General features: G+C 55.0%; 21 protein-coding genes, 1 tRNA gene, 6 pseudogenes and 1 riboswitch. Of the genes and pseudogenes, 17 read left to right on the top strand and 11 right to left on the bottom strand.

Annotated elements, in window-relative coordinates; translation table 11 throughout:
* Positions 1-144 precede the first annotated feature (144 nt).
* On the top strand, positions 145-483 hold the full coding sequence (locus IPM58_05510) for a hypothetical protein (GenBank protein MBK9306544.1): 339 nt from the start codon (positions 145-147) through the stop codon (positions 481-483).
* Between the two features lie 877 nt (positions 484-1360).
* On the opposite strand, the gene IPM58_05505 is transcribed toward IPM58_05510, so the two are convergent.
* Positions 1361-1573: a hypothetical protein gene (locus IPM58_05505; protein ID MBK9306543.1), complete on the bottom strand. Its 213-nt coding sequence runs from the start codon at positions 1571-1573 to the stop codon at positions 1361-1363.
* A gap of 153 nt (positions 1574-1726) precedes the next feature.
* On the opposite strand from IPM58_05505, the gene IPM58_05500 reads away from it, so the two are divergent.
* Positions 1727-4018, top strand: a complete 2292-nt coding sequence (locus IPM58_05500) for a 6-phosphofructokinase (protein ID MBK9306542.1) — start codon at positions 1727-1729, stop codon at positions 4016-4018.
* A gap of 94 nt (positions 4019-4112) precedes the next feature.
* Here the strand turns inward: IPM58_05500 and IPM58_05495 are convergent, their stop codons facing one another.
* The gene (locus IPM58_05495) at positions 4113-4616 is read right to left on the bottom strand and encodes a sel1 repeat family protein (GenBank protein ID MBK9306541.1); all 504 of its coding nucleotides are present in this window, start codon (positions 4614-4616) and stop codon (positions 4113-4115) included.
* A gap of 8 nt (positions 4617-4624) precedes the next feature.
* A complete protein-coding gene (locus IPM58_05490) occupies positions 4625-4972 on the bottom strand; it encodes a hypothetical protein (GenBank protein MBK9306540.1) in 348 nt (115 codons plus the stop codon).
* Between the two features lie 58 nt (positions 4973-5030).
* On the opposite strand from IPM58_05490, the gene IPM58_05485 reads away from it, so the two are divergent.
* Positions 5031-5702, top strand: a complete 672-nt coding sequence (locus IPM58_05485) for a DJ-1/PfpI family protein (protein ID MBK9306539.1) — start codon at positions 5031-5033, stop codon at positions 5700-5702.
* Positions 5703-5987: 285 nt separating this feature from the next.
* Here IPM58_05485 and IPM58_05480 read toward each other — a convergent pair whose 3' ends face one another.
* The gene (locus IPM58_05480) at positions 5988-6842 is read right to left on the bottom strand and encodes a transposase (GenBank protein ID MBK9306538.1); all 855 of its coding nucleotides are present in this window, start codon (positions 6840-6842) and stop codon (positions 5988-5990) included.
* 246 nt (positions 6843-7088) lie between these two features.
* A complete protein-coding gene (locus IPM58_05475) occupies positions 7089-7487 on the bottom strand; it encodes a hypothetical protein (GenBank protein MBK9306537.1) in 399 nt (132 codons plus the stop codon).
* A 182-nt stretch (positions 7488-7669) separates the two neighbouring features.
* On the opposite strand from IPM58_05475, the gene IPM58_05470 reads away from it, so the two are divergent.
* Positions 7670-8497: a hypothetical protein gene (locus IPM58_05470; GenBank protein MBK9306536.1), complete on the top strand. Its 828-nt coding sequence runs from the start codon at positions 7670-7672 to the stop codon at positions 8495-8497.
* Between the two features lie 159 nt (positions 8498-8656).
* Here IPM58_05470 and IPM58_05465 read toward each other — a convergent pair.
* Positions 8657-9811 (bottom strand): annotated as a pseudogene (locus tag IPM58_05465) (IS3 family transposase).
* Between the two features lie 188 nt (positions 9812-9999).
* Here IPM58_05465 and IPM58_05460 point away from each other — a divergent pair.
* Positions 10000-10434 carry a hypothetical protein gene (locus IPM58_05460; GenBank protein ID MBK9306535.1) on the top strand — a complete coding sequence of 145 codons (435 nt, stop codon included), beginning with the start codon at positions 10000-10002 and terminating at the stop codon, positions 10432-10434.
* 156 nt (positions 10435-10590) lie between these two features.
* On the opposite strand, the gene IPM58_05455 is transcribed toward IPM58_05460, so the two are convergent.
* Positions 10591-10896, bottom strand: coding sequence for a hypothetical protein (locus IPM58_05455; GenBank protein ID MBK9306534.1), 306 nt, complete (start codon positions 10894-10896; stop codon positions 10591-10593).
* Between the two features lie 209 nt (positions 10897-11105).
* Between IPM58_05455 and IPM58_05450 the strand changes: the two genes are divergently transcribed.
* Positions 11106-11426: a hypothetical protein gene (locus IPM58_05450; GenBank protein MBK9306533.1), complete on the top strand. Its 321-nt coding sequence runs from the start codon at positions 11106-11108 to the stop codon at positions 11424-11426.
* 38 nt (positions 11427-11464) lie between these two features.
* On the opposite strand, the gene IPM58_05445 is transcribed toward IPM58_05450, so the two are convergent.
* The 3 genes and pseudogenes from IPM58_05445 to IPM58_05435 all read right to left on the bottom strand — a co-directional run bounded on the left by IPM58_05445 (position 11465) and on the right by IPM58_05435 (position 14940).
* Positions 11465-12652, bottom strand: a complete 1188-nt coding sequence (locus IPM58_05445) for a hypothetical protein (GenBank protein MBK9306532.1) — start codon at positions 12650-12652, stop codon at positions 11465-11467.
* A 256-nt stretch (positions 12653-12908) separates the two neighbouring features.
* Positions 12909-14171, bottom strand: a complete 1263-nt coding sequence (locus IPM58_05440) for a cytochrome P450 (protein ID MBK9306531.1) — start codon at positions 14169-14171, stop codon at positions 12909-12911.
* 53 nt (positions 14172-14224) lie between these two features.
* Positions 14225-14940 (bottom strand): annotated as a pseudogene (locus IPM58_05435) (lytic transglycosylase domain-containing protein).
* Positions 14941-15267: 327 nt separating this feature from the next.
* Between IPM58_05435 and IPM58_05430 the strand changes: the two are divergent.
* The 11 genes and pseudogenes from IPM58_05430 to IPM58_05380 all read left to right on the top strand — a co-directional run bounded on the left by IPM58_05430 (position 15268) and on the right by IPM58_05380 (position 24172).
* A pseudogene (locus tag IPM58_05430) lies at positions 15268-16393 on the top strand (IS3 family transposase).
* A gap of 197 nt (positions 16394-16590) precedes the next feature.
* Positions 16591-17103 (top strand): DUF2314 domain-containing protein, encoded by a 513-nt coding sequence (locus IPM58_05425; GenBank protein MBK9306530.1) that lies wholly within the window; start codon positions 16591-16593, stop codon positions 17101-17103.
* 239 nt (positions 17104-17342) lie between these two features.
* Positions 17343-18773: pseudogene (locus IPM58_05420) on the top strand (glycosyltransferase).
* Positions 18773-19538, top strand: a pseudogene (locus IPM58_05415) (methyltransferase domain-containing protein). Before IPM58_05420 ends, IPM58_05415 begins: the two co-directional pseudogenes overlap by 1 nt.
* Positions 19539-19622: 84 nt before the next feature.
* Complete coding sequence (ndk, locus tag IPM58_05410; GenBank protein MBK9306529.1) at positions 19623-20045, top strand: nucleoside-diphosphate kinase; 423 nt, start codon at positions 19623-19625, stop codon at positions 20043-20045.
* A gap of 245 nt (positions 20046-20290) precedes the next feature.
* Positions 20291-20680, top strand: a complete 390-nt coding sequence (gene gcvH, locus IPM58_05405; GenBank protein ID MBK9306528.1) for a glycine cleavage system protein GcvH — start codon at positions 20291-20293, stop codon at positions 20678-20680.
* Positions 20681-20794: 114 nt separating this feature from the next.
* The gene (locus IPM58_05400) at positions 20795-21238 is read left to right on the top strand and encodes a helix-hairpin-helix domain-containing protein (protein MBK9306527.1); all 444 of its coding nucleotides are present in this window, start codon (positions 20795-20797) and stop codon (positions 21236-21238) included.
* Positions 21235-22460, top strand: a pseudogene (locus IPM58_05395) (tyrosine--tRNA ligase). The gene IPM58_05400 and the pseudogene IPM58_05395 overlap by 4 nt, the downstream one beginning before the upstream one ends.
* Positions 22461-22520: 60 nt before the next feature.
* Positions 22521-22595: transfer RNA gene (locus IPM58_05390), tRNA-Gly, on the top strand.
* A gap of 189 nt (positions 22596-22784) precedes the next feature.
* Positions 22785-23552 carry a hypothetical protein gene (locus IPM58_05385; protein ID MBK9306526.1) on the top strand — a complete coding sequence of 256 codons (768 nt, stop codon included), beginning with the start codon at positions 22785-22787 and terminating at the stop codon, positions 23550-23552.
* Positions 23553-23860: 308 nt separating this feature from the next.
* Complete coding sequence (locus IPM58_05380; GenBank protein ID MBK9306525.1) at positions 23861-24172, top strand: hypothetical protein; 312 nt, start codon at positions 23861-23863, stop codon at positions 24170-24172.
* A gap of 26 nt (positions 24173-24198) precedes the next feature.
* Here IPM58_05380 and IPM58_05375 read toward each other — a convergent pair whose 3' ends face one another.
* A complete protein-coding gene (locus tag IPM58_05375; protein MBK9306524.1) occupies positions 24199-24390 on the bottom strand; it encodes a 50S ribosomal protein L28 in 192 nt (63 codons plus the stop codon).
* A gap of 180 nt (positions 24391-24570) precedes the next feature.
* A riboswitch (cobalamin riboswitch) is annotated at positions 24571-24825 on the top strand.
* The last annotated feature ends 3 nt before the right edge of the window (positions 24826-24828 follow it).

The raw sequence follows: 24828 nt of genomic DNA, 5'->3' as shown, positions 1-24828 counted from the left end.
TTTCAGAAGGAACTGAGAGATACTCGACGTTGACAAGTTGTTGGGCGATTGTAAGAATAACGCACAATCTCATGGAGAAAGTCATTTCATGATGCAGCTGAGATGCTGGTCCGTCACAGTGGAAACTTTTTGAGGATCTTGACGATGCCCGCCTGGCTCTATCCTGCGTTGAAAGCCGTTCTGCCGCATGTGGGGACAATCTTGTCTGCAGCGGCCCCTGTTTTTACCAAGAAGAGTGCCGATACGGCTCCCAACCAGCCCTCGATGCTGCAACAGCAGGTCACTGAGCTACAGGCGGCCGTAGCGAAGAACGACACCCACATCAAGGACTTGGCGATGCAGATGCGAACCACGCTCGAGGCGCTGGAGCAGGGTGCGGCTCTGGCGGAGCGTCGATATCAACGTCTTCTGACGATGTGTCTCGCGACGGCGGTGGTGGCGGGGGTGGCATTGGGGTTGGTCCTAATATTGCTGCTCCGATAGAGCCCTAGTTCTTTCGAGACCCATGTATAAGGGAAATTGTTGTGAATGGGTGGTCATTCCTTAGTTCTCTGAGCAGGACGTTAGTCTGATTTTTAGATGCCGAATGATACTCCTTTGGGCTTGACTCGTATGGCTAAAGAAGAAACTGAGGTTATGGATGGAAGTCAAGTATCTGGTATTTGTGAGGCCATAACCAAGGGGGGAGGTCGGTGTAGAAACCTAGTTAGGCCCGGCACCCGAGCATGCCACATTTATCCTCACCAAGAGCAACTGAAGCAAGGAACCTCCAATGCGCTTTCCTTATGGCCGCGGATCAAATTCGCGAGTTTGCGCATCTGGGTGGCAATAACTGTTGGCGCGGTAATTCTAGCATATGTCGCAGCCATACCTAGGCTTGAGGTAACGCCCTCATCAGAGTTACGGGCCGGAGACTTTTTATCTATTCCGTTCCTAGTAAAGAACATTGGTTTTTCCCCAGTATGGGATATTCAGTTTGTTTGTGAGGTTGATGATCTCGTGCAAGGCGGCATGGTACTGAAAGAAAACAAGTTTTTCCAAACTGTCCCGGGCCGATTAGGGCCAGGTGAGGCTAATTCTCTACTCTGCAATCCGAGAACAATGACTCTCCTACCGGGGGAGGTCGGGGGAACATTTGTCCTTGATGTTAGGGGTTTGGCAATACCCTTGGCCTATATTGGGTTAAGTCGAGAGTCGTTTGGTTGGCTTGAAATCAGTGTACGCCAGCGGTTTATGGTAAAAGTGATGCCAAGGGAGTGATTCGTATGTTACCGATAGAACAATGAATGGATAAGAATAAGGTGTCCGTAGGGCTTTGAAACCATAAACCTGACGTGAGGCGGAAGTGCTTGAGCAGATCTCAGCAAACTCTGAACTTCTTTGATCGACACCGTTCTGAAAGGCGTTTGGCTTCGGTGATCTGTGCGGAAGTCATGCGCTGGGCGGCATCTTCTCGATTTTCTTCTGCCTGCTTCTTTCCCTCACCTTGCATATGTGCAGCGTCGATGCTCACCCACTTGTAGGCGCGCACATAGTCTTGTGGGACACCCAGTCCGGCGACATACAGGTCCATGAGGTTATTGTGCGCAATCGGGTGACCCTGCGAGAGAATTGCATGGACCGTTCACCTTTCGTCTCTTGCCGAGCTGTATGTATTGGTCTACCATCAAGGGCGCTATGACGATGGACGGTGTGTGTTGACCGTTTGTTGGAATAACGATCCATTATGAGTCACCTTCTGGATTTCGTCGCTATTGAAGGACTCCTTGCCTATGGCCGTGCTCTCGCGCGGCGAGCATCGGAGCGAGGATTGGTCCAGCCCCTGCTACAAGAAGTGTCAGGCGATGATTCCGATCGCGTCCAGGCTAAGATGGAACAGCTCCGCTCGTTCGTTGAACGTTCCAAGGCCGGCTTTGCAACTGCCGAAGCGTACCGGTCAGTACGGGGAAGCCTCATCGATGACCAGCTCGTATTCTTTGCAGCATGGAACGCTCTTCTGGCGGAAGGCTCGCTGCAGCCGCTACTTCGAGCGACGATCGGGTTGGTGGCCAAACCGACCTATCGGCGCCCGGTCGCCATTGTCCCTCGTGCGCAATTGACCCCCACGTTGGCGGAAGGCCGCCTTGTTCTGGAACTGGGCGACGACCGGTTTTGGTTATTGCCACGGGATCTTGGCGACCGGACGCTGTTCTTCACCATGCGTCACGGCGTGTCACAGGTTGACAGCAAGACCCATCGTGTCGGATGCCGCTTGCCGAACCAATTGGACCGTGAACGGGGTGTTGCCAAAGCCGATGCCGTAGGGGCGGCGCTTGCCCGCATGGTTGGGGTGGTGGGGCAGCAGCTGGATTTTCTGCATCTTGCGAATTACCTCGATCCGCGAACCTTCCTCCATTGCATCAGCCGTAGCCCTAACACCAAGCAAGTCTACGAACGGGTGTCTGCGGCGCTGCTGCAAGGGGTCTCCGCCTCTGAGCCCATCATTGAGTCGGCGCTTGAATCGTCGGATTTTGGGTGGGTCACGGGAGTAGAGAAGTCGGTGGAGATCGAAGATGCCGCGCAGGCGTTCGGTGTGGAGACTTCGACGGCCAAGCGGCTGATGAAAGACCCGCTCTATTGTTACCCGGGTGGCAATTCTTTCTTCGACCTCTATGTCGACGTCATCGACGGTCTCCACCGGTTGGGCTCTGCGCAGAAGGGAAGAGTCGCCTGCCTCTATACTCACAGTTCCACTCTGCGCGCCTTAATGATCTATTTGGACCCACGCCCATTCCACGAAGCGTTCAGTGAGTTCAGCGATTACAAGGAAAGCCAAGACAATGTGGTGCTGCTCACGTTGGAGCAAGGCCGCCTGTCGGGCTATTCAACGGCGGTCGGCCTGTCCGAACGGGAGCGGGTCGCGCGTAATACATGGGTCACGGTGGAGCGCATAAGAAAAGATCGGGTCACACTCAAGCCTCGAGCCCTCAAGCGGATCGTGGCGCTTGTCTCCGGAGGGGATTTTGCCGGCGCCGGCGCCGCGCTCAAAGAATTGCATGTGACCGGTCAACGCATGGGGTTGGAGGTCTATTTTGTTCGGCACGGATATCTGGGTCTGGCCAACAATTGGATCGAACGTGTTACTGAGGAACATATGCGTGGCATGGGCAGCCATCCCAGCAGTCCCATCGGCAGCAGTCGCTTCGAAGAGTTCAAACAGGAGGCGGTGCAGCAGGTGGCCATGCGCCACCTGGAACCTTACGTGCGTGATGGTGCACTGATTGTGCTGGGAGGCGACGGCAGCATGCGAGGCGCTCGTGCCATTTATGAAGAATTCGGCGTGCAGGTGGTTGGTATCCCCGGCAGCATTGACAACAATCTCGAAGGAACCATCTCGCTCGGGTTTCAGTCCGCAGTGACGTTGGCGGATCAGTCCATCGAATCTCTCAAAGCCACCAGCGCGGCGATGGGCAGTGTGTTTTTCGTGGAGATCATGGGCGCAGGGTCAGGCCATCTTGCGCTGGCATGTGCATACCAAGCTCGAGCCGAGGGTTTGTTGGTCAATGAACATCCCGATCCGAACGCCTATATCGATGAGGTGATCCTCGGCACGCTCAAGCGGACGTTAGGTGTGCCGAACAAGAGTCATCTCTTCGTCGTCGCCGAACGTACCCCGCATCGTCATCATACGGATGGCGGTGTCCATGGGCTAGTGGCCTATGTTGCGGGAGTGATTGCTCGGTGGCCGGAACGGCAGGCGCGGCCTGATCACTATCCGCTCACGCCGGCCACCAAAGCCACCATTCTTGGTCACACGCTCCGGGGTGCCCGCCCAATACCGGAGGACAAGGCGATTGCTCAGCATCTTGCCCATGAAGTTGTGCATCGGCTGATCGACTCGCCCGATGACATGGTCGGCTGTCTCTTAGCCTACCGTGAACGGGGATCAATCGGTCCGATTCCACTCCATGCGGTCACACCGAAGCAGTTCGACTGGGATGTCTTCAGTCGGATGCATGGCAACCCCCACGTCTCGTAATTCTCTCACCAGCCGTCTGTACGCGATCGCCTGGCGAGCAGGTTGTTGTTGCGCGCGAGATCGGTGGGATAGGTATAAGGTAGCCGAGTGAATCTCAGCAACCCTTAAACTTCTTTGACCGACACTGTTCCGAGAGCCGCTTGGCTTCGGTGATCTGCGCGGGGGTCATGCGCTGCGCAACATCGTCACGATTTTCTTCTGCTTGCTTCTTTTCCTCACCCTGCATATGGCCTGCGGCGAGGGTCACCCACATATAGGCGCGCACATAGTCTTGTGGGACGCCCAGTCCGGCAAAATACAGTTCCGCGAGGTTATTTTGTGCGAGAGGGTGACCCTGCGCGGCAGCTTTCTCGTACCACACGCGTGCTTGGGCGTAGTCCTGCGGCATACCCATTCCCTTGGCGTACAGCTCTCCGAGGCTGTTCTGCGCCTCGGCGTCTCCTTGGTTAGCCTGTGCTTGGACTGCGTGCAGATCGGGACTGTTGGGCGGGGGAAAGGCCGCGGTCTGCCCAATGGAAAGAACAAGAATGACGAAAATAATAAGACTGAGGACCTGCATGGATGCTGGAGTATGACGTGCTCCAGAACGGATCGTCAAGACGAATCCTAACGCGCTCTCTGTGGATATTCCGGAGCTGGCGGCTGAGCCGGAATCGCAGGCGGAGGAGGAAACGGAAGCGTCTGGTTGTTCAACTGAAGGGGCGGACCGAGGTTGAGCCCTGGACTTTGCGGTGGCTGGACCGTGATGATTCGCTCACCTGTTGGTAGATCGGTTGTGCTGTGTACCGCACCAGTGGCATCCTTGTAGACAGTGGTGCCCCCTTCCGCGTCGAGCACCTGTTGTAGCCGCTCTTGCGCACTGGGCTGTTGAGACGACCCCTCGTTCAACGCGAGGATGGGATTAGGCTCAACGAGTCCGATTGCCAGAACAAGGGAGATGGCGATCCAATGCATACGTGCATTATACTAGGATCCTGTTGCTGAGCAAGAGGCCATAACAGGGAGGGGTCGGATGGGCGAAACGGTCCAGGATAAAAGGTTATTGGTGGCGATATTATTGTACGACGGCATGACGGCGCTCGATGCGATCGGTCCTTACGAGGTGCTGCAGGCGCCGACGCTTGCGACGGATGTGCGGTTCGTCGCTCGGGAGAAGGGCGTCAAGCAGACCGACTTCGGCCGACTTCGTCTGACGGCCGATCATACCCTCGCTGAAACTCCAAGGCCGGATATTCTGGTGGTGCCGGGAACGGCATTTCCTCAGGCCGTGATGGGCGATCAGCTCGTGCTGGATTGGATTGCCCAGGTGCATCGGACGACGAAGTGGACCAGCTCGGTCTGCACCGGTGCGTTGGGCCTGGCCGCAGCTGGAGTACTAAACGGGCTGAAAGCTACGACGCATTGGCTCGCCCACGATGCGTTGAAACAATTTGGTGCCATTCCCACCAAAGCGCGTGTCGTTCGCGACGGCAAGGTTTTCACTGCTGCCGGTGTATCCTCCGGGATTGATATGGCCCTGACCCTGGTCGCCGAAGAGTTTGGTGCCGATGCGGCGCAACTGACCCAGCTACTCATCGAGTACGATCCCCAGCCGCCGTTCGATGCGGGAAGTCCGGACACGGCGCCGGCTGCGATTGTGAACACGGCGCGTGAGAAGTTCGGTAAGTTGGTTACGATGCCGTAAGCCTCGTCGGAGTTCTGAAGTAAACGATCCTCGGCCTGTCTTCATCCCTCCTACATTCCAAATAGTGTGGCGAAAGCCTGATGGTGGAAATCATGAAATATGTTGTCGGAAGCCACCTCTTGCGATACCTCTAGACGGCGCGCTGGTTCACGGCGCGAGACGAGAGTGGCTTCTCAACAACCATCAGGGAGGATGTAATCATGCATTTTGTCATCGTGGCAGTTATCGCAGTCGGGCTGGTCTATCTGCTTTGGGAGATACGACCGTAACCTAGCTCATGCGGCGTCATCTTCCCTGAGAATTGATCAGGCGGCTGATCGTCGAATAATGCAACCCCAGGACATGGCCGATCTCGGACAAGGTATAGCCATATTCAAGGTGAGCCTGGCAGATACTTACATTGCGCCTAGCAGGGCTGAGAGGAGCGCGAACACCAAATAGCTGGTGCAAGGCTGGTCGGGCTGCAAACCGTTGTCGTCGAGGAATTTCCTTGAGCCCCCGCTTGTCCTGCAGCCTGGGCGCCATGCGTGCCACAAACCGGTCACTCCCGAGTAGGACCTGTCCCTGGAGCTGTTCCCAGGGTGAGCGCTGGCGCATCCCCTCAGTAACAAAGGCACGATACTTTCGCTGGGCGGCCGTCCGCTGCTTTCCGAACTCAGAGAGCAGCCAGTCCACTGTCAAGAATGGCGGCGCATTCGCGAGCCCCGCCGTGGCTTGATAGCTTGACCATGGATAGGTATCGGCTTTGCGGGTCGTTTTGGCACGCACAGGATTCAGCACCACGTAGCGGCAGAGTTCTAGCAGATAGCTCTCCCGGTCGACGATGATCGCTTTGAAGCGGCCTTGCAAGACGTGGCCGACCCGTCCATGACGGCGGTTAAAGGCTTGCGTATAGACGCCGTTGAGATGGCGCATGGCCTTCGACAGGTTCGCCTCGGGTGTTTCCAGCACCAGGTGAAAGTGGTTATTCATCAAACAGTAGGCGTGCAGTCGAAGATGAAAGCGGGGGACGACGAGTCCGAGCACCGTGAGAAATCGGTGACGGTCCTCAGGATCCAGAAAAATGTCCTGCCTGGCGTTGCCTCGGGCGGTGACATGGTAGAGAGCCCCAGGATATTCGATACGCAGTGGACGAGCCATGAGGCACACTCTAACTCAACGGTATACACAGAACAAGATCTGACCCCATCGCCGTTGACCCCATCGCCGTATCCATTTATCTGGCCAAGACCGACAAAGCATTGACGCAGCGCACTCAACGACACCGTCAAAATTTTGGACGAGAGCAATGCCAGGTTAACTACGTAACGCATAAATCATTGAGATGCTGCACTCCAAGGAATTGGCGCAGGTCTTGCTTGAGTGAAATCTTAGCTGTGTACGTAATCACCCTGGGAGGGAGCGATGGATTGTCCGAAGTGTAAAGGCATGATGATGTTGGAGCGGTTTTCTGATTTCTTTCTCGTATTTTATGCTTGGAAATGCATCAATTGTGGCGCCATTATCGACCGCACCATTTCGAATAATCGCCGAAAGAGTCTGGCTGCCCGAGGCTCCCAGACCGGAGCTATGCGGTAAGGAGGTCCCGCACACCGCGGAAACAAGCCCCAAGGGGGCGGTGGCTGAAAAGGCAAGCCGGCTCTGCCGGTGTGCTCCATCAAGTTGTTCCTGAACTGCTTTCGATGCTCCCAAGAGATGTGTCGCCACTGTTCGGTTTGCGGTGCGAGCGTCGTCATGGGGCGCGGCTCCTGGAATAGGAGATAGAGGCGTCTCCAGAATGGCCATCGTACATCCTTCCCTCTGTACGCAATTAATGGTATAGACAGGCAACTGCGGGCCGCTGGTTGCCTGCAGAAACAACGGGCTTCTACAATGCGCCCGAGGCTCTTGCTCTCAGCGCTCGACCTATGGTGTTGATTCAGGGAACAGATAGCATCGGACCATTGTGCTGAGAAGAGGGGAAGTCGGTGTCACAATCTAAGAAACTGTGGCTGTCAGTATCGGTGGTGATATCTGGCGTTCTTATCTTAGTCGGGTGTGTCACTCATGGTGCAGATGATCGCAGTCAAAAGAAGCCAGAAACGCAGAAACGGCTTCCTGTGTCACAAACCATGAAGGAGAAACAGACTGTACGTGAAGATGTTGCACCCAGGACTGATGGAAGCCGGCCCTCAACCCAGCGAGGGTCGATCCTCTTCAACGGGAAAGCCCTGTGTTTTGAGTGTCATGGCCGGAATGGTGACATTCACACGATATCGAATGCAGATGTTGGGCGATTGGACCCTCTGCCGACCGATCTCCGAATGCCGACGGATAAATCCATTCGGCAACTCTATTTGATCATCAGGTATGGAATCCCAGCTACAGGCATGGCTCCGATCCAGGATACGGATCGGTTCAGCGATCCTGATGTGGTTGATATCATTTCCTATGTGCTTGCCCTTCAAGGAACTCGTCTGTCGGCTGATACGATTTCAATTCAGCGGTTCCGTCGTCATACCGAGACCGACGTCGTGATACAAAAAATGTGCGCGGAAGAATTCATTAGGGACGCTGATCTGGAAGATGACTGTGAGAACCAATACGCCACACGCTATCGAGATCTCATTATCGGGCGCCCGCCGGATATTCCAACCAATCGATATCTACAGATTGAGGCCCGCTGCAGGCGGCAAGCTAAGAATGACGTTGATCGGTTGGCGCTCTGTTACCGAACGGAATATTTGGCATTACGGCACATCCGCACAGAACGATCAGGAATCTCACCAGACACGCGTGTTCTAGAGCAACACTAGCGTCAAGAACCGTCATAAGAGAATCACAAGCTGCAGTAGCGTGCCGTCCATACGATTGGCGACTGAGGCCATGTGCTCATGTTCTCGTGAGGGCCGAGGTGAAAAAGCCATATAGGTTTTAGGTAAGTTTGATCTTCCCCTGATTTCGTGGACACGTGGTTACGCGACTGCGGCCCTCGCTTCATACTCAGCTGGAGACTTATACCCGAGGGTTGAGTGCCGTCGTTGCCGATTATAGAAGACCTCAATGTACTCAAAGATCTCCTGCATGGCTTCGTCTCGGGTTATATAGTGCCGATGATAGACCAGCTCACGCTTGAGCGTCCCGAAGAAACTCTCGACGCACGCGTTGTCCCAACAATTGCCTTTGCGGCTCATACTGGGAATGAGGCCGTACTCAGCCAGTCGGCGCTGGTAGTTCGTCGCGGCATACTGACTGCCGCGGTCCGAATGGTGCACGAGCCCCGCCCTGGGAGTGCGGTTCATTACGGCCATCGTCAGGGCTTGCTCAGCCAGCTCACCGGTTAATCGCTGGCCCATGGCCCAGCCCACGACCCGACGTGAATACAGATCGAGCAGGACGGCCAGATAGAGCCAGCCTTCTCCCGTCCAGATGTAGGTCAGATCTCCCGCCCACACTCGATTGGGCGCCTCAACGGTGAAGACCCGAGCCAGGGTGTTCGCGGCCACGGGGAACGCATGCTGGGACTGCGTGGTAGCACGCCACTTCGTCACCGTCTTGGCTCGGATGCCAGCGTGGCACATCAGCCGAGCGATGCGATGCTCTCCAACCCGGTGGCCCTGTGCACGGAGTGCTCGCCAGATTCGTGGACTCCCGTAGGTCTGGCGACTGTCGTGGTGAAGCGCCCGAATTGCAGTCAACAGGCCTCGATTGGCTACTGCCCGGGTGCTCTCGGGACGCCCGCCAGGCATAATATCCTGCAGAAGATACGGCTAAGGCTCGGCACATGAGGCGGATGGGATAGCGACGGTCGTGTTCCTGGATCACCCGATATCTCATCGGGACTCCTTCGCGAAGAACGCCGCCGCACGTTTTAAAAAATCTCGCTCCTGCTTTAGGACAGCATTCTCGCGCCGCAGTCGGACCAGTTCGGCCTCTTCAGCTCGGAGGTCCTGCCGCGTCTTTCCACGCTCCTCCGCCTGCTGCTGCTCCACCCGCCAGCGGTAGAGCAGATGGTCGGCAATGCCCAGGTCTCTGGCTACTTGCGCAACCGGTCGTGCCGAGTCTCGGACCAACCGCACTGCTTCTGTCTTAAACTCTTCCGTATACTGCCGTCTCGTCTTGGTGCTCATGCTGCCCTCCAATTTCATCAAACTCCTCCTTATACAGGTGTCTGTGAAATCGGGGTAAGGTCAGTTTGTAAGCTAGGCTGAAACCTTGAAATCTGTTGCCAGAAAAGCCGTCTCAGGATACCGGTAGACGGGGCGTTGATTCGTGGCGCCGGGTCAGGCGATACAACCTATTTCTGGGGAGGATCTCTATGCAATTCATTGTCGTGTCAGCCGTCGCAGGATGGCTTATGTTTGGGACGGGAGCCTTGGTGCAGGCGGATGAGCTCAGTAGTTTCGGTTCAGAACTGACGGACGAAGTGGGATCGATGGCCAGTGAGGCCAAGAGCGACATGCAGGCGACGCCGGAGGAGATGGCGGATGATTTCAAGGCACAGAAAGACGAGATGCAGTCAGAGATGAAGAACAAGCGGGAACAGATGAAGTCGGAGATGAAAGGGAAGCGCGAGCAGATGCGGTCGGAGATGAAGGGAAAACGCGACCAGATGAAATCGGAAGCGAAGGGAAAGAAGCACGCGCTGAAAGCGAAAAAGCATGACATGAAAAAGGCGGCAAAGGCGAAGAAGGCCAAAGCTCGTACACATGTCGAGGATGCAGTGGAGTCTCTGGAGCGCGCCGAACACTAAATGAACGACTGTTGAGAGATACGATAACGATCGTGGTCTACACGACGGCCTCCAGAGGGTACCCTCTGGAGGCCGTTCTGTTTTCAGCATCGCGATCGGATGACGACGGTTAGGCTGTTGTCAGACGGAATGTTGCTTGCGTGGTGGTAGGTGCAGCTATACCACTTGTTGGCAGGGTAAGACAAAGACGTGGAGTGGAAACATCAGATCACCTGTAGACGCTTCTTGTCCGAGGCGGAATTGCTTGAACCCGTCAATGAGACGTTGAGCCGATTGCTCGGGAACCGCGACGAGGATCATCCGGTTCGTAGAGGGAGCGAGAAAGAACTGGCTGGTTAACCCCGTCTCTCCTTTCCCAGTGACGTTGTGCAGCTCGCTGTAGGAAGTCACCTCATAGTCCTTCAATATGGCATGGACCTGTTCAACGAGCGATTCACGAAACACGATGACCAACATTTCCATACGTGCCGTTCCTTTGTTCCGGTGGGTGCCGACTCTTGATCTATTATCATTGGCGACAGGGACAAATACAAGCTCAGGCGAGGACATTTTCAGCACGCTGGATGTGTGGTAGGCCTCAAGACCAGAGAGTCAGCTCGACAAGGATGGAGGTGATACGCTATAAATCAGGTCTACAGTGCTCGGGTGATGGTCATAGCGAGGTCGGCTTTATGCAGCAACAAGAATATGCAGTGTATTATGGGACAGCTTGCTTAGTCCTGTCTGTTTATCTTCTCATCAAGGGATGTATCTCGGCTGCACGGCAGCGCAGTGCTGATCATTCCACCACATTAATTGCGTCCTATGCCTATGCGGTTGTCGCGTCGGTTTTGTTGACCGTTGGGTTGGGGTTCTTTCAACCCAGCTTACCCACCTTACCGTGGTGGGGATACCGCTTGATTTTCCCTGGCACGACCATGCTCTTTCCCGCCATCATGTATCTCATCGGTCGTCGCCCGCCCAAGCCCGGCCCGGATCGCACTGATGCATGACCCCTTCAGGCTGGTGGTGTAGCCGATGGCCATCGGCGCTACTTTGCAATAGTAATGCTCGGCACTCCTGCCCGCGGAATTTCCGTGACCGTCATCTGAAATAATTGCGATAAGAGTTTGAAGGCTTCTCTATTCCATCGGGCCTGAGGGCCGTTCGTGTTGACCGCATAATACTGACCATGGGATTTCATGGCGAGATCCAGTCCGGACGGTGCCGATGATGACACGATGAGATCGATTGTCTTGATCGGATTTTCAGAAACGTCAGGAGTCCGCCCATCTTTATCGACATGATATTCGGGTTCTTCATCGATCGAGAGCCCTAGAAAATTCAACATCGCGTTGAAACTTCGCAGTCGAAAGTCTCCCTTGAGCGGCCAGTCTCCACCATAGTGCCCTGCACGAATATCAAACGTGACGTCGTGTGGGAGCCCCCGGTCGTTTTCGTCTTGTAATCGCGCCCGCTCCTCTTTGGAGAGTAAGTTGGGGTCGTAGTTGGTGATAAGCGTACCGCCTTCGACGAGTTTTCGCAGCGTATAGGTCTTGTCTTCTCGGTTGTACGAGAGCTGGTAATCCTGCTCGAGCGCTTTGAATCCTTCAGCCGTGACAGAGTCGGCGGGAATGATCCAGCTTCGTTCGATGCTCAATGGCTCTACATAAAGGCTGTTATGATCCTGAATGGCGGAGAGATGAAGTACCACTCGTCTGAACATTTCGTAGCCGAGGGTGTCAGCGGGATCATTCCGATACGCGATGGCTCCGTCGCTGTGATTCACCCGTAGTTCTTTTGCCATCAGCCGGAGGAGCAGATCGATATCAATGCCCTGGCGTAAGAGCAGAGTCAGCTTTGATTCGTGAAACGGAGTGAGGAGGCGTTGCGTAAACTCCTCGCCTTCGATCGGGGCGATACTGATGGTGGGATTTTCAGCCACGCTTCCGCCGATGACCGGTAGGATGGTCCGGCTCGCATCTCCGGTGAGCGCCGGTGTCGCGCCGGCCGTGAAACGAAAGTCGAACGTCGCCGCGACGTTCGAGACGCCGGTAAAATGAATCGGTTGGTGGTGTTGTGCTCTAGCGATATTGACGAGCAGCTGCTTCGATTGCGCTTCGGTGATTGCGTGGTCATAGGCAATAACGGCTCGTGTCAGGGTCACCGGTGAGAGGCATCCCGAACACAACGTCAGAGTAACGAGGGCGAAGATAGTGCCGGGGAGCTTCTGAATCATCTGTCGGTTGCCGAGAGTGAGGTACTCTGTGTGATCGTGGGTGAGTTGTACCATATCGATCATATGGATGCCCAGGACTTAGGCTGGGGAGAGGATGGATCGGTCTACACAACGACAGGCTTTGGTTCGTTAGCATCGAGGCGTTGGACGATCATTTTGACGGGGACCTTGGGGCGCAGTGTCATAACCGGATCAGGGAGGATCGTCTGTCCATCAACCACGCGTAGCTGGAATCGTGATGCGACTGTGGCAAGAATCAACAGGCCTTCCAGTTCTGCAAAGGATTCCCCGAGACAGCGACGTCCTCCAGCTCCGAAGGGAATGTAGCTATAGGGTGGGTGAGTCCGTTTCGCCTCGTCGCAGAATCGTTCGGGGTCGAATCGGTTGGGATCCGGGAACCATCTCCCATTGCGGTGCACACTCCAAGGGCTGATGAAGACCCATGCTCCAGGGGCAGTACAGCTCCGGATGGAAGGTGGTCTTTGGCTCGGCCGACACGTGTATGGAGGCTCCAGGCAGGAGGATATAGCCGAAGCGATTCCTCCCAGACCATCTTCGTATAGCGCAAACGAGGCACATCAGCAGTGGTTGGTAGACGGTCGCCTAACACCTCGCGTACCTCTCGCGTGAGTCGCTCTCGGGCCGATCGACATTGCGAGAGTAAAAACCAGGTCCAGGTGAGTGCATTGGCCGTGGTCTCATGACCGGCGAGCAAGAAGGTCACCAGCTGGTCACGGATCTCTTTATGAGTCAGCGGGCGCCCATCCGTGTCTCTCGCGGCGAGCAACAGCCCGAGCAGGTCGTCGTGCCGCTCAGATGCGGTGCGCCTCTCCTCGATCCTTCTGTGGATCATGGCCTCCATCGCATGGAGACCGCGGTTGAACTTCCGGTGGACTCTGGTCGGTACCCACAGAGGAGTCATGCTTGCCAACAACGAGTCATACTGTGTCTTGATGAGTCCCTGACCGACTGCAATAGTTTCTCGCACGAGGTCGGATTCCGGCCCAATCTCCAGGCCAAAAAGCAGACGCCAGATGATCGACAGTGTGAGATGCGCCATCTCACGTTCGATATCGACCATTCTCCCATCTTGCCAGTCTCCGACCATCTCGTGAGCCTGACTTGTGATCAGGTCGGTGTAGGCAGTGACATGGTTTCCGTGAAAGAACGGCAGAAACAGCCGTCGCTGACGGTGATGCAGGTCCCCTCCTGCGTGCAGGACCCCCAGACCGAAGATTCTGGATTCAACAGGAGGCACCATTCCCTTCTGATAGTTGTCCTGATTCGTGACCAACACATGTTTGATGTCGGCGGGATGGTTCAGGACATAGGTGGCTGCATCCCGCTTCCGGAGGAGGAGCTTGATGACCAGCCCCATCGGAAGTTTGACCACATCGCCGTAGGTCTGGCAGCGGACAAAAAACCCAAGGGTATCACGGCGAAGCTCGGGAAACGGCCCCCACCAGCGTGAAATCGGCGGACCGGAGAGTGTTCGCAAAGAAGGTGTCTGATCCGTCATGTGTCGAGTACGGTGCTGGTGGTCTCTGTGTAGTTATAAAGCATCGAGTGTGGTTACTCTTGCTGAGGTTCGGCCCGAAGCACCTCCGGCTCTTGGGTCCGCGTCTTCAGAAATGCAAACTGCCGTGTCAGCGTTTGGATTTTCCGAAGGTAGGTGCGTACATCATGGTCCCCGCATCGTTGGCGAACGGCCAGCTGAAAATTGCGTGATACATAGGTACGGCCGAAGCCGGCGCCGCACAGATGAATGATCGCGGCCAAATCCTGTTTCTGCTGGATCGTTGCCGGCCGGTTCCCAACCAACCGAGTCACCTGTCTGTCCAGGAGCGCGGCGGTCATCTCCATGGCATGCCCCGGGATGACTCTAGAATACAGACTGTTGAACCAGCAAGAGGTGAGGTCATGCCACGGCCCGTCCTCGACGACTTGGTGATTGTGGATGCAGTAACGCTTCCCTTCTTGGAATGTCCCGTTGGTAATTTGAAACATTCCGACCGCACTTGATGCCGGTTGGTACCATTCCAAGGGATTCCGGGAGGTGAGACGTAACCGCCAATAGGTTCGCGCGATAGGGTTCCCAGACCCTTCTGCTTGTGCTAATGCAGCAAAAGTTCAGGCGCAATAAGATCTGTCGAATGGACTTCAAACAGGGCGCCATATTCCGCCCAGGTTTCCGATGGGCTTTTGTGAAGAGCTCGCTCCACCGGGAAAAACAATTCTGTCGGCTTATAGTAGGCATGATATCCCCAGTTGATGCCCATCGACAGAATGACGAGGATGGAGAGGTAGATGCCGACTTGGACCGTCGCGGGAACTTTTCGTACGGCCTGAAGGAACAGTTTCGCTTCAATCCACCGCCGACGGAGAAATTGTACAGGGGGTGAAAATTGTTTGGGCGGATGGCTCACTCGTGAACGGGAAGAACGAGTGCGGCGACGACGAGACATGGTCCGTAGAGTAACAGAAAATGTCGATTCCTTCCTCATGTCCGTGCGGGTTGTCCGTCAGAGGGGGCTCCGGAAATTCGGACAGTGTGCTAAGTGGTAGCCTGGCTTCACCAAGGCCATCGAGTGGTGGCAACACAAAGGAGCGAGGCGATGAAAAGAACCCGACGGAATCATGGAGCGACCTTTAAGGTCCAGGTGGCGTTGGCCGCTGTCAAAGGAGAGAAGACGGTGGCGGAATTGGCTGAGCAATTCCAGGTCCATCCCACCCAGATCACCGAGTGGAAGCAGCAGCTCCTGGCCCGGGCGGCGGACGTGTTTGGCGGGTCGAAACCACCGGCAGAGGCGCCGGACCTCAAGACCTTGCACGCAAAGATCGGACAACTGACGCTGGAGAATGATTTTTTAGAAGGCGCGCTCACCAAGGCGGGCTTGCTGAGCGCAAAGCGATGATCGATCGCACCCATCCATTACCGATCGGGCGACAATGCCAGGTGCTGCGGCTGGCTCGGTCCACCGCCTACTACCAGCCGAGGTCCGTTCCTGATACGACACTGGCACTGATGCGTCGGATTGACGAGTTGCATCTGCAGTATCCCTTTGCCGGCGCCCGCATGCTGCGTGATCTCCTCCGGCAAGAGGGCCACGCTATTGGGAGACGACAGGTCGCGACGTTGATGCGACGGATGGGCATCACGGCGATCTATCGGAAGCCGAGGACCAGCCAGCGGCATCCCGCTCACCGGACTTATCCGTACTTACTACGACAGCTGACCATCACGCGCCCAAATCATGTGTGGGCCGCCGATATCACGTACATTCCGATGCGCCGGGGTTTTGTGTATCTCTTCGCAGTGCTCGACTGGGCGAGTCGCCGGGTACTGGCCTGGCGGCTCTCCAATACGCTAACCACGGACTTCTGTCTCGACGCCGTGCGGGAGGCGATCACGCAGTATGGCTGTCCCAAGATCTTCAACACCGACCAAGGGTGTCAGTTCACCAGCCAGGAGTTCACGGGGCTCTTGAAAGGCCAGGGGATTCAGATCAGCATGGACGGCAAAGGGTGCTGGCGGGATAACGTGTTCGTGGAGCGACTCTGGAAGAGCCTGAAATATGAGGAGGTGTATTTGCACGCGTATGACACCATCAGCGCGGCCCAGCAGGGGTGGAGCGCTATCTGCGGTTCTATAACCAGACCCGACCGCATCAGGCGCTTGCTGGCCAGACGCCGGACCAGGTCTATGATGACAATCTGACCACACGGCAGACCACCGCGTAGTCAGCCATCAGCCAGGCACCACTTAAGGAATGGCCTGCGCTGTCCAAACAACCGGAGCCACCTCTGTCTGACTTTTGGTACTCGATGCTAGGATTTTGGAAATGCTCTTGCATTGCTTTCGAAAGAGGGCGAAGATGACTGTACGCGCGTGGGGCATGCATTCCATACTGCTTGGCCGTCGTGGAGAGGAGGGTCGTATGCAACGTGCTTTTCTACTGGGTGCCGTGCTCATGATGCTGACCATAGCCCCCAGCTCGGTGCTATCGGCGTCGTTCATGGACAAAGCCAAACAGGACAGTGCAGTCGAGATGAACGATGAGGAGCCGGCGATGCAGAAGGCCATGGAACGGGCCCGGACCGGCTTGGACGACTTTCTTCGAAAGGCGGGCTCTCCACCACCGGAGACTGATTATTATTCGGTGAAAGTCAGAGTGCGCGAAGGAGATAATTTAGAGTACTTATGGCTGTCCAACCTCAAAGCACAAGGGGAGCTCTGGTCCGGTCGGATCGATAATGTTCCTATGATTCGATCGGTCAGAAAGGGGCAATCGTATTCCTTTGCCAAGAGTGAAATTGTGGATTGGACCTATATTGATCGGACCAAGAAAAAAATTGTCGGGAATTTCACGACCTGTGCCCTCCTCACGAAGGAGACACCTGACGTCGCGCAGAAGATTCAGCAACAATATGGTCTGGACTGTGATCGATGAGGGAACCGGTCCTGTTCCAATAAACCATCTGCATGACTGATCGATACAAAGATCACATGGTTGTAGACCGAGGGATCCTGCTGATTTCCACTCAAGCCGTGCCAAAGCTCCATCCTGATGATACTGTGATCTCACGGTATTTCTTGGACAGCGACAGATGGAACCGGCACGACTGTACAGGCTGTTCTCTCCTTCTGACCTAGAGGACTTGGATCCGGCCGAGTGCCGCGATCCGTTTCATCTCGCTCGTCCCCAAGCTGGATGCCAAGAAACAGACGATTCGAGACCACTTCGATGCCTATGCCGGTCGGCGGGCTTACTGGGAACAGAAAGCCGCAGCCTACTATGAGGATCAGGCTCGCTATCATCGATTTCTGATACCCGAAGGGTTGCGTGTGTTGGAAATTGGGTGTGGGCTCGGCAACCTCTTGGCTGCCGTGAAGCCGCGTCGCGGGGTTGGGATCGATCTGAGTCCAGAGATGGTGAGGGAAGCGGCTCGGCGACATCCTCACTTAGAATTTCGTGTCGGCGATGCAGAAACTCTGCGTCTCAATGAGAAGTTCGATGTCATCATTCTGGCCGGGGTGATCGGCCACTTGCTTGATATTGAAGTGACGTTGAGGGGGCTCCGCCACGTCTGCACGCCGCAGACCAGGATCATCGTCTCGTACTACAGCCATTTATGGGAACCGATTCTTCGGCTCGCTGAAAGGCTGGGCATGAAAATGCCGCAGCCTGAGCAGAGCTGGCTCTCGCCGATGGATATCGCCAATCTCCTGCACTTGGCCGATTGTGATGTGGTGAAGGTGGAACGACGGCTGCTATTACCCAAGAGGATTCCTGTTCTCTCCGGTCTCTTCAACAACGTGCTCGCGCATCTCCCAGGTTTTCGAGCAGTATGCCTCTCCCACTACGTGGTGGCACGACCACGGATGCGAAGACCGGAACGTCCATACTCAACGACGATCGTGATCCCATGCCGAAACGAACGAGGCAACATCGATGCGGCGCTCAGGAGAATTCCACGATTCGGCGGTAGGCAAGAGATCATTTTTGTCGATGGGCACTCGAGTGACGGGACGCCGGATGAAATCCGACGTGTGATGGCCTTTTATCCCGGCAAGAACATCAAACTGTTGGTACAGGACGGAACTGGGAAAGGCGATGCGGTGCGTAAAGGGTTCGAAAAGGCAACTGGTGATGTACTCATGATCCTGGATGCGGACCTGACGGTACCACCGGAAGCGCTCCCAAAGTTCTATGAGGCCATCGCAGGTGGAAAAGGTGAGTTCATTAACGGTTGTCGGCTCGTCTACCCCATGGACACCCAGGCGATGCGCCTGCTCAACCTGATGGGGAACAAATTCTTCGGCCTCGCCTTCTCGTGGTTGTTGAACCAACGCATCAAAGACACGCTCTGCGGGACCAAGGTGTTGTTTCGGGCCGATTATGAGCGACTGGCTGCCAATCGACAGTACTTTGGGAATTCGATCCCTTCGGCGATTTCGACCTACTGTTCAGGGCGTCAAAGTTGAATTTGCACATTCTCGAGATTCCCCGTTCGGTATCACGCTCGATCGTACGGGACCACGAACATCCGGCGATTCGCCCACGGGTGGTTGTTACTCAAAATGACGGTCTACGGATTTGTTCGTTTGAAAGCCGTGTGATGTCGCAGGAGGTGTTGCATCAGCATCGCGCTGTCTGGGCGCGAAAACCTATCCTGCGTCAGCTCTATGCGGATTGGTATCGGGCGATGGTCCTTGGTTGGTGTCAGGCCCCACGGTAGAGCTTGGCGGTGGGACCGGCAATCTGAAGGAATATCTACCGAGGGTCTGTTGTACGGATGTGATGGCCTTGCCATGGTTGAACCTGGTCACGGACGCCCAGCACCTGCCGTTTCGATCCGGGTCACTTGGAAACCTGGTGCTCTTCGACTGTTTGCATCACATCGAAAACGTGGCCCAGTTCTTTGATGAGGCCCAACACGCTCTCAGAGTAGGGGCAGGATCATCATCATGGATCCCTACCTCTCGTGGCTCTCATGGCCAATTTATCGATGGTTACACCCGGAGCCGGTGGATGTCAGGGAAGATCTCTTAGCTCGGAAGGCTCCTCGGTCGGGTCGCCGGCCGTTCGATGCCAATCAAGCCGTCGCGACAATCCTATTTGAACGGGATCGATCTGGGTTCCACTCGCGCTACCCAGGACTTTCTATCCAACATCTGCGGCGGATGGCCTGTGCGGTATACCCGTTGAGCGGAGGGTTCGATCATCCTTCGCTGCTACCGCAGAGGCTGGTGACTCCGATGCTTCGGTTGGAGCATCATCTGGAGCGGTTTGGTCGATTTCTCGCATTCCGCCTGTTTGTCGTGATCGAGCGTCGAACCTCAGCCGAATACGAACGGATGACGCGGTCGTCCGATGGGTTGTGAGATGCTTGCAAGGCGAGAGAGGCCATCCCTATAATGTGCGCCGATTATCAATCACTACCTTAACTGTCTGGAGGAATCGTAGACATCATGAGCGAACGAACGTTGGCCATTGTTAAACCGGATGCCGTGAAGAAACACGTGATTGGCGATATCATTCATCGATATGAGCAGGCAGGGCTCAGACCTGTCGCCATAAAGATGATCCACATGTCGAAGTCGGTCGCAGAAGGGTTCTATGCCGTCCACAAAGCCAGGCCGTTTTTCGGAAGCCTCTGCGATTTCATGTCCTCAGGTCCGGCAGTGGTCTTGGTACTCCAGGGTGAGAATGCCATCAAGAAAAATAGGGAGTTGATGGGTGCGACGGATCCGGCGAAAGCCGATGCCGGAACTATCCGTAAAGCACATGGCGCCAATATTGAATTCAATGCCGTACATGGCTCCGATTCACCGGAAACCGCCCAGTTCGAGATCGGTTATTTTTTCCCAGGCATGGAAATCTTTCATTGAAATGGGTTTCTGGGAGACTCGACCTCAGATCGTTTCTGATCAGCCTAGACGGAGGAGCCGAGAGGGCGTTGGTTCTCTCACATCTTTCTGTCTAGGGCCCTTCAGGGGGAGCAGGTTCGTGCGACGGTGGTCGATGATCTTGGCTTTCATCTCGACCGGATCGTTCCTTGACAAGGTTAGTCTAGCCAAACTACCATCCCCATAAAGCAGCACTCAACTGCAGTCTTCTTCAAGAGGGAGCCGACATGATTCCGTCTGATTTGAAATTCCATACTGAGCATGAGTGGGTTCGCCTGGAAGGGAAACGAGCCACTGTGGGCATCAGTGATTTTGCGCAGGATGCCTTAGGCGACATCGTATTTGTGGACCTGCCGAAGGTGGGCACTGCGGTCAAGGTTGGGCAGCAGATCGGAGAGGTTGAATCGACGAAAACGACCTCGACCATTTATACACCGGTGAGTGGAACTGTCATCGAGATCAATAACGAGCTGAAAGACCATCCTGAAGTCATGAATTCAGACCCTTACGGCAAAGGCTGGATTACGGTGATCGATCTCGCCGATCGTGGTGACGTGGATCGATTAATGACGGCCGCGCAGTACGAAGCCTTCCTTGCCAGCCAGAAAAAAGGGTGATGCCTCGGTCAGCGTTGAGCTGCGACATTGCCCGCTGATTCATTCAGCGTAACTCGCGTATCAAGCGGCTCCAACGGGGAGGATGGTTCACGCCGTCTGAAGAATGAGCGGGCAATGGTGAAATCGTTCCTCATCATGATGGGTCTGCTCGTTGTCGCGATGGGAGTCAGTTTTTGGGCGATCGCGGATGATCGGCCCAAAGATTCCATTGCTGCGGTCATGGATGAGCCGCTGATAGAGAGGCCGCCTCGCTCTTCTGATTCCTCTCGGCAGACTCCGAAGATTCACGAAGTTGTAAGCGAGACGCGAGGGATCCAGCAGGCCCAGCACCTGGTCGATCTCAACCAGGCAAGCGCTGAGGAACTTGAAGCGTTGCCCGGTATCGGAGCAGTATTGGCCCAGCGAGCGATCGCTTTGCGGACATCCAGGGGAGGCTTTCGTGCAGTCGAAGATCTCCGTGAGGTTAAGGGGATCGGAGCAAAGAAATTCAACCGCATTAAGTCCTTGGTGATGGTCTCGATATCCGGACCCCAAGGGACGAAACAGCGTGAACTATGACAGACGTTCAAGCACAACTGGATCTCATCCTTCGTGGGGCCGTTGAGGTGATTCAACACGCGGAGCTGGAAGCGAAGCTCAAACGGTCGCTCGCGGAAAGAGGCCGTTACAGGTCAAGGCAGGGTTGGAGCCGACCGCGCCTGATCTGCATCTCGGGCATACGGTCCTGATCCATAAACTGAAGCATTTTCAGGATCTCGGCCATCAGGTTATTTTTCTGATCGGGGATTTTACCGGCATGATCGGCGACCCCACCGGTGTCTCCGAAACTAGGAAAGCACTGACTAAAGAACAGGTGCAGGACAACGCCAAGACTTATCAACGTCAGATCTTCAAGATTCTCGACCCCGACAAGACTACGATAGAATTCAACAGCCGATGGATGGGAGCCATGACTGCCGATGGGCTGATCGAATTGGCTGCGCACTATCGAGTTGCGCGCATGATGGAACGAGACGATTTTCAGAAACGCTACCAAGAGCAGAAGCCCATCAGCGTGCACGAATTTCTGTATCCGCTCGTGCAAGGCTATGATTCTGTGGCGTTGAAGGCAGACGTTGAATGGGGCGGGGCGGATCAGAAATTTAATCTCTTGGTGGGGCGTGAACTACAGCGAGACTATGGGCAGGAGTCACAAGTTGTCATGACGATGCCGTTGCTCGAAGGAACAGACGGTGTCAAGAAGATGAGCAAGAGCGTCGGTAACTATATCGCGCTGGAAGACAAGCCGGGGGAGATGTTCGGGAAAGTCATGTCGATCAGCGATGGGTTGATGTATCGGTACTATGAACTGCTCACGACGGAAGATCTCAGTCATGCTAAAGCAATCCACCCGATGGAAGCCAAGCAGATGCTGGCCGAGTTGATTGTGACGCGGTATCACGGGGCAGACGCAGGTAAGCAGGCCAGAGCGGAATTTCAGCAAAAATTCCAAGCCAAGGAGTTCCCTGACCAGCCAGATAAGGTTCTTCTCTTGAGACACCAAGATATGTCAGAGATAGACGTGGTTGAGGGAAGTTCTATAAAGCTTGCGAAGCTGATTGCAAAAACGGGTTTGATTTCTAGTGGCAGTGAAGCAAGGCGATTGATCATTCAAGGAGGAATCGAAGTCGATGGCATCAAAGAGACAAACCCAGACAAACTAATTCCTTTTGAGCTGAACCAACAACGCCGCCTCAAGATCGGGAAAAAGAAGTTTGCAATTGCGGAACTTGAGCGCTGAAACTAGAAAATGGTTTTCTTGACTTGCTGTGAATCCCCCGCGTAGGATGCGGCTCAGCGAGCGGGCGTAGCTCAGTGGTAGAGTCCTAGCTTCCCAAGCTAGTTGTCGTGGGTTCAAATCCCATCGCCCGCTCCAAATATTTCAAGTGCTTCCATCGTAGTTCTCATCGTGCCCATTTCTGATAACAGGCGATTCAATTCCCTACCAACGGTTATGCATGGTTGTCCCCATCTTGAGAGGGATGGAGTATCACTCGAATAGACTGGTAGATATGCCGCGCTACTTTTTGTGGAACATAGGCCTACTTCAGTGAGGAGACCACGCATGCTGTACCGACCGGTAAGGGATTCCCTGTGCGGTGTGTTCTTGGTGACGTGTCTTTCCGCCTGTGGCAGCGAGGGCGATACTTCGTCGTCGCCACCACCTACGCCGGCTCAAATTTCTGCAGAGGGGCTTTGGGTTGGTACGACCGGTACGGGGCGTACGGTCTCCGGAGTTGTCCTGGATGATGCCACATACTGGTTCCTGTATTCGGTAGCTGGCGATCCATCAATAATTGAGGGATTTATTCAAGGGGATAGCAGTTTCCAAAATGGCACCCTCACTTCCTCAAATGCCAAAGATTTTAGCGTGGGGCGATCAGGCGCACCGGTGTTGGACGCCACCATGAATGGCAAGTATGAGGCGAAACAAAGTCTGAGTGGCACGACGGTCTATCAGATCGGTGGGCCGGACACGTTTACTACTACCTACGATCGTGATTATGAATTGCCATCCGATGTCGCTGTGGTTGCAGGAAACTACTCTGGCCCGGTTGCGGCGGGTGAAACTGTCAACGTTGCTGTGACAGTAGCAGGAGCGATTTCCGGAATTTCCACCACGGGATGCACCTTCACCGGTTCGTTTTCGACACGAGCAAGTGGGAATGTGTTTGATGTGATGATGACATTTGGGGGACAAACTGCCTGCAGCAACGGAAGCGATACCGTCCGAGGGGTTGGATTTTACGATGCTGACAGCAGGAAACTCTACAGTGCTGCGTTCAATACTGCGAGAACGAACGGATTCATCTTTATCGGTACGAAGCCGTAGCGGGGAGAATAATGAAGGACCGGATCGATCTGCTGGGTGCTGTCGTTTTGGGTGGCACTCCCTCCTGACGCGACTCCTCGTCAACGTCCTTGGTAGTGCACAATCGCTCCTGTTAAGGTGTTGAAGGCGAGGGAAGTCCCCCTTCTCCAGTATATCGGCGGATTGTCAGGCGCCTATCTCACCCATCACGATTCACATCAACCACGACTTGTTTTGATCAGTAGCGAGACCGTTGCTGTTCGGTGTTGTTTCGCATAAGATTCGTTGGAGTTCGTACCCCGATAATTATTATGAAAGGATTACTCGTGATGCATAAACAGATGTGGCTACTCTGTGCCGCTGCATTTATAGGTGGTGTATTGGGCGGTGTGCTCAGTACTCAATTCCTGTTTCCAGGTTTGGCTGATGCACAGAAGTCGAATGGAGTGAATGCTGAGGAGTTTTTACTACTTGATAGACAAGGGAACGCGCGAGCGGGGATTGGGTTGGATGCGAACGGCGAGGTCGGGCTTGTACTCAGGAGCAAGGACGGTGAGCGAACCCTCACCCTTTCCCCAGACGAACCCTCGGTCATTCAGTTGGTGGACCGAGGAGGTCGGGTTCTTTGGGGAGCGCCGTAATCCTACTGTTGCAGAGAGAGAACGCGTCAGACTGCTTTCTTGACCAATCCGGACCGCAAACAACGAGTGCACACCCTGATGCGCTTGTGACTGCGTCCGATCACGGCACGAACCGTTTGAATGTTCGGATTGAACACACGCCTGGTCTTATTATTGGCATGGCTGACGTTGTTGCCGGAGACCGGCTTCTTCTGACAAATCTCACACATGAATGCCACAATCATACTCCTTGCGCTTGGTGAATTCGCCCAGCTGAGAGGGGGATACTATCACAGTGGAGCAAATCGCTACAAGCGTTCTATCATTCTGTATGGATAGATCCAGGGACGGGATTCTGAATTTTGAGCGTGAAGAAAACCGAGCGTGCTTGATTGAGCTTGACAAGTTTTATTCCTCTCTCCTATTGTGCTCCCCATTGTGACTCCTGAGTAAGGGAAGAGGGTGGAACGCCCTCGCGGTCCCGCCGCTGTAAATGGGGACGAAACCCGCAAAGGCCACTGGCAAGGGCGTGAAGCGTCGTTCGTGAATTGTGAAGCACGTGCAGTTTGACGCGGGATACGCTTCACGAGATACACTTCACGTATATGCTGGGAAGGCTCGGGGAGTAGGGTGAACCATGAGCCAGAAGACCTGCTCGGAGAGGTTGATCATTGTTC

It is taken from the genome of Nitrospira sp. (assembly GCA_016715825.1).
In the GTDB taxonomy this organism is placed as follows: Bacteria; Nitrospirota; Nitrospiria; order Nitrospirales; family Nitrospiraceae; genus Nitrospira_D.
Note: the sequence above shows the minus strand (reverse complement) of the source record. Positions and strands in the feature narration are given on the sequence as shown.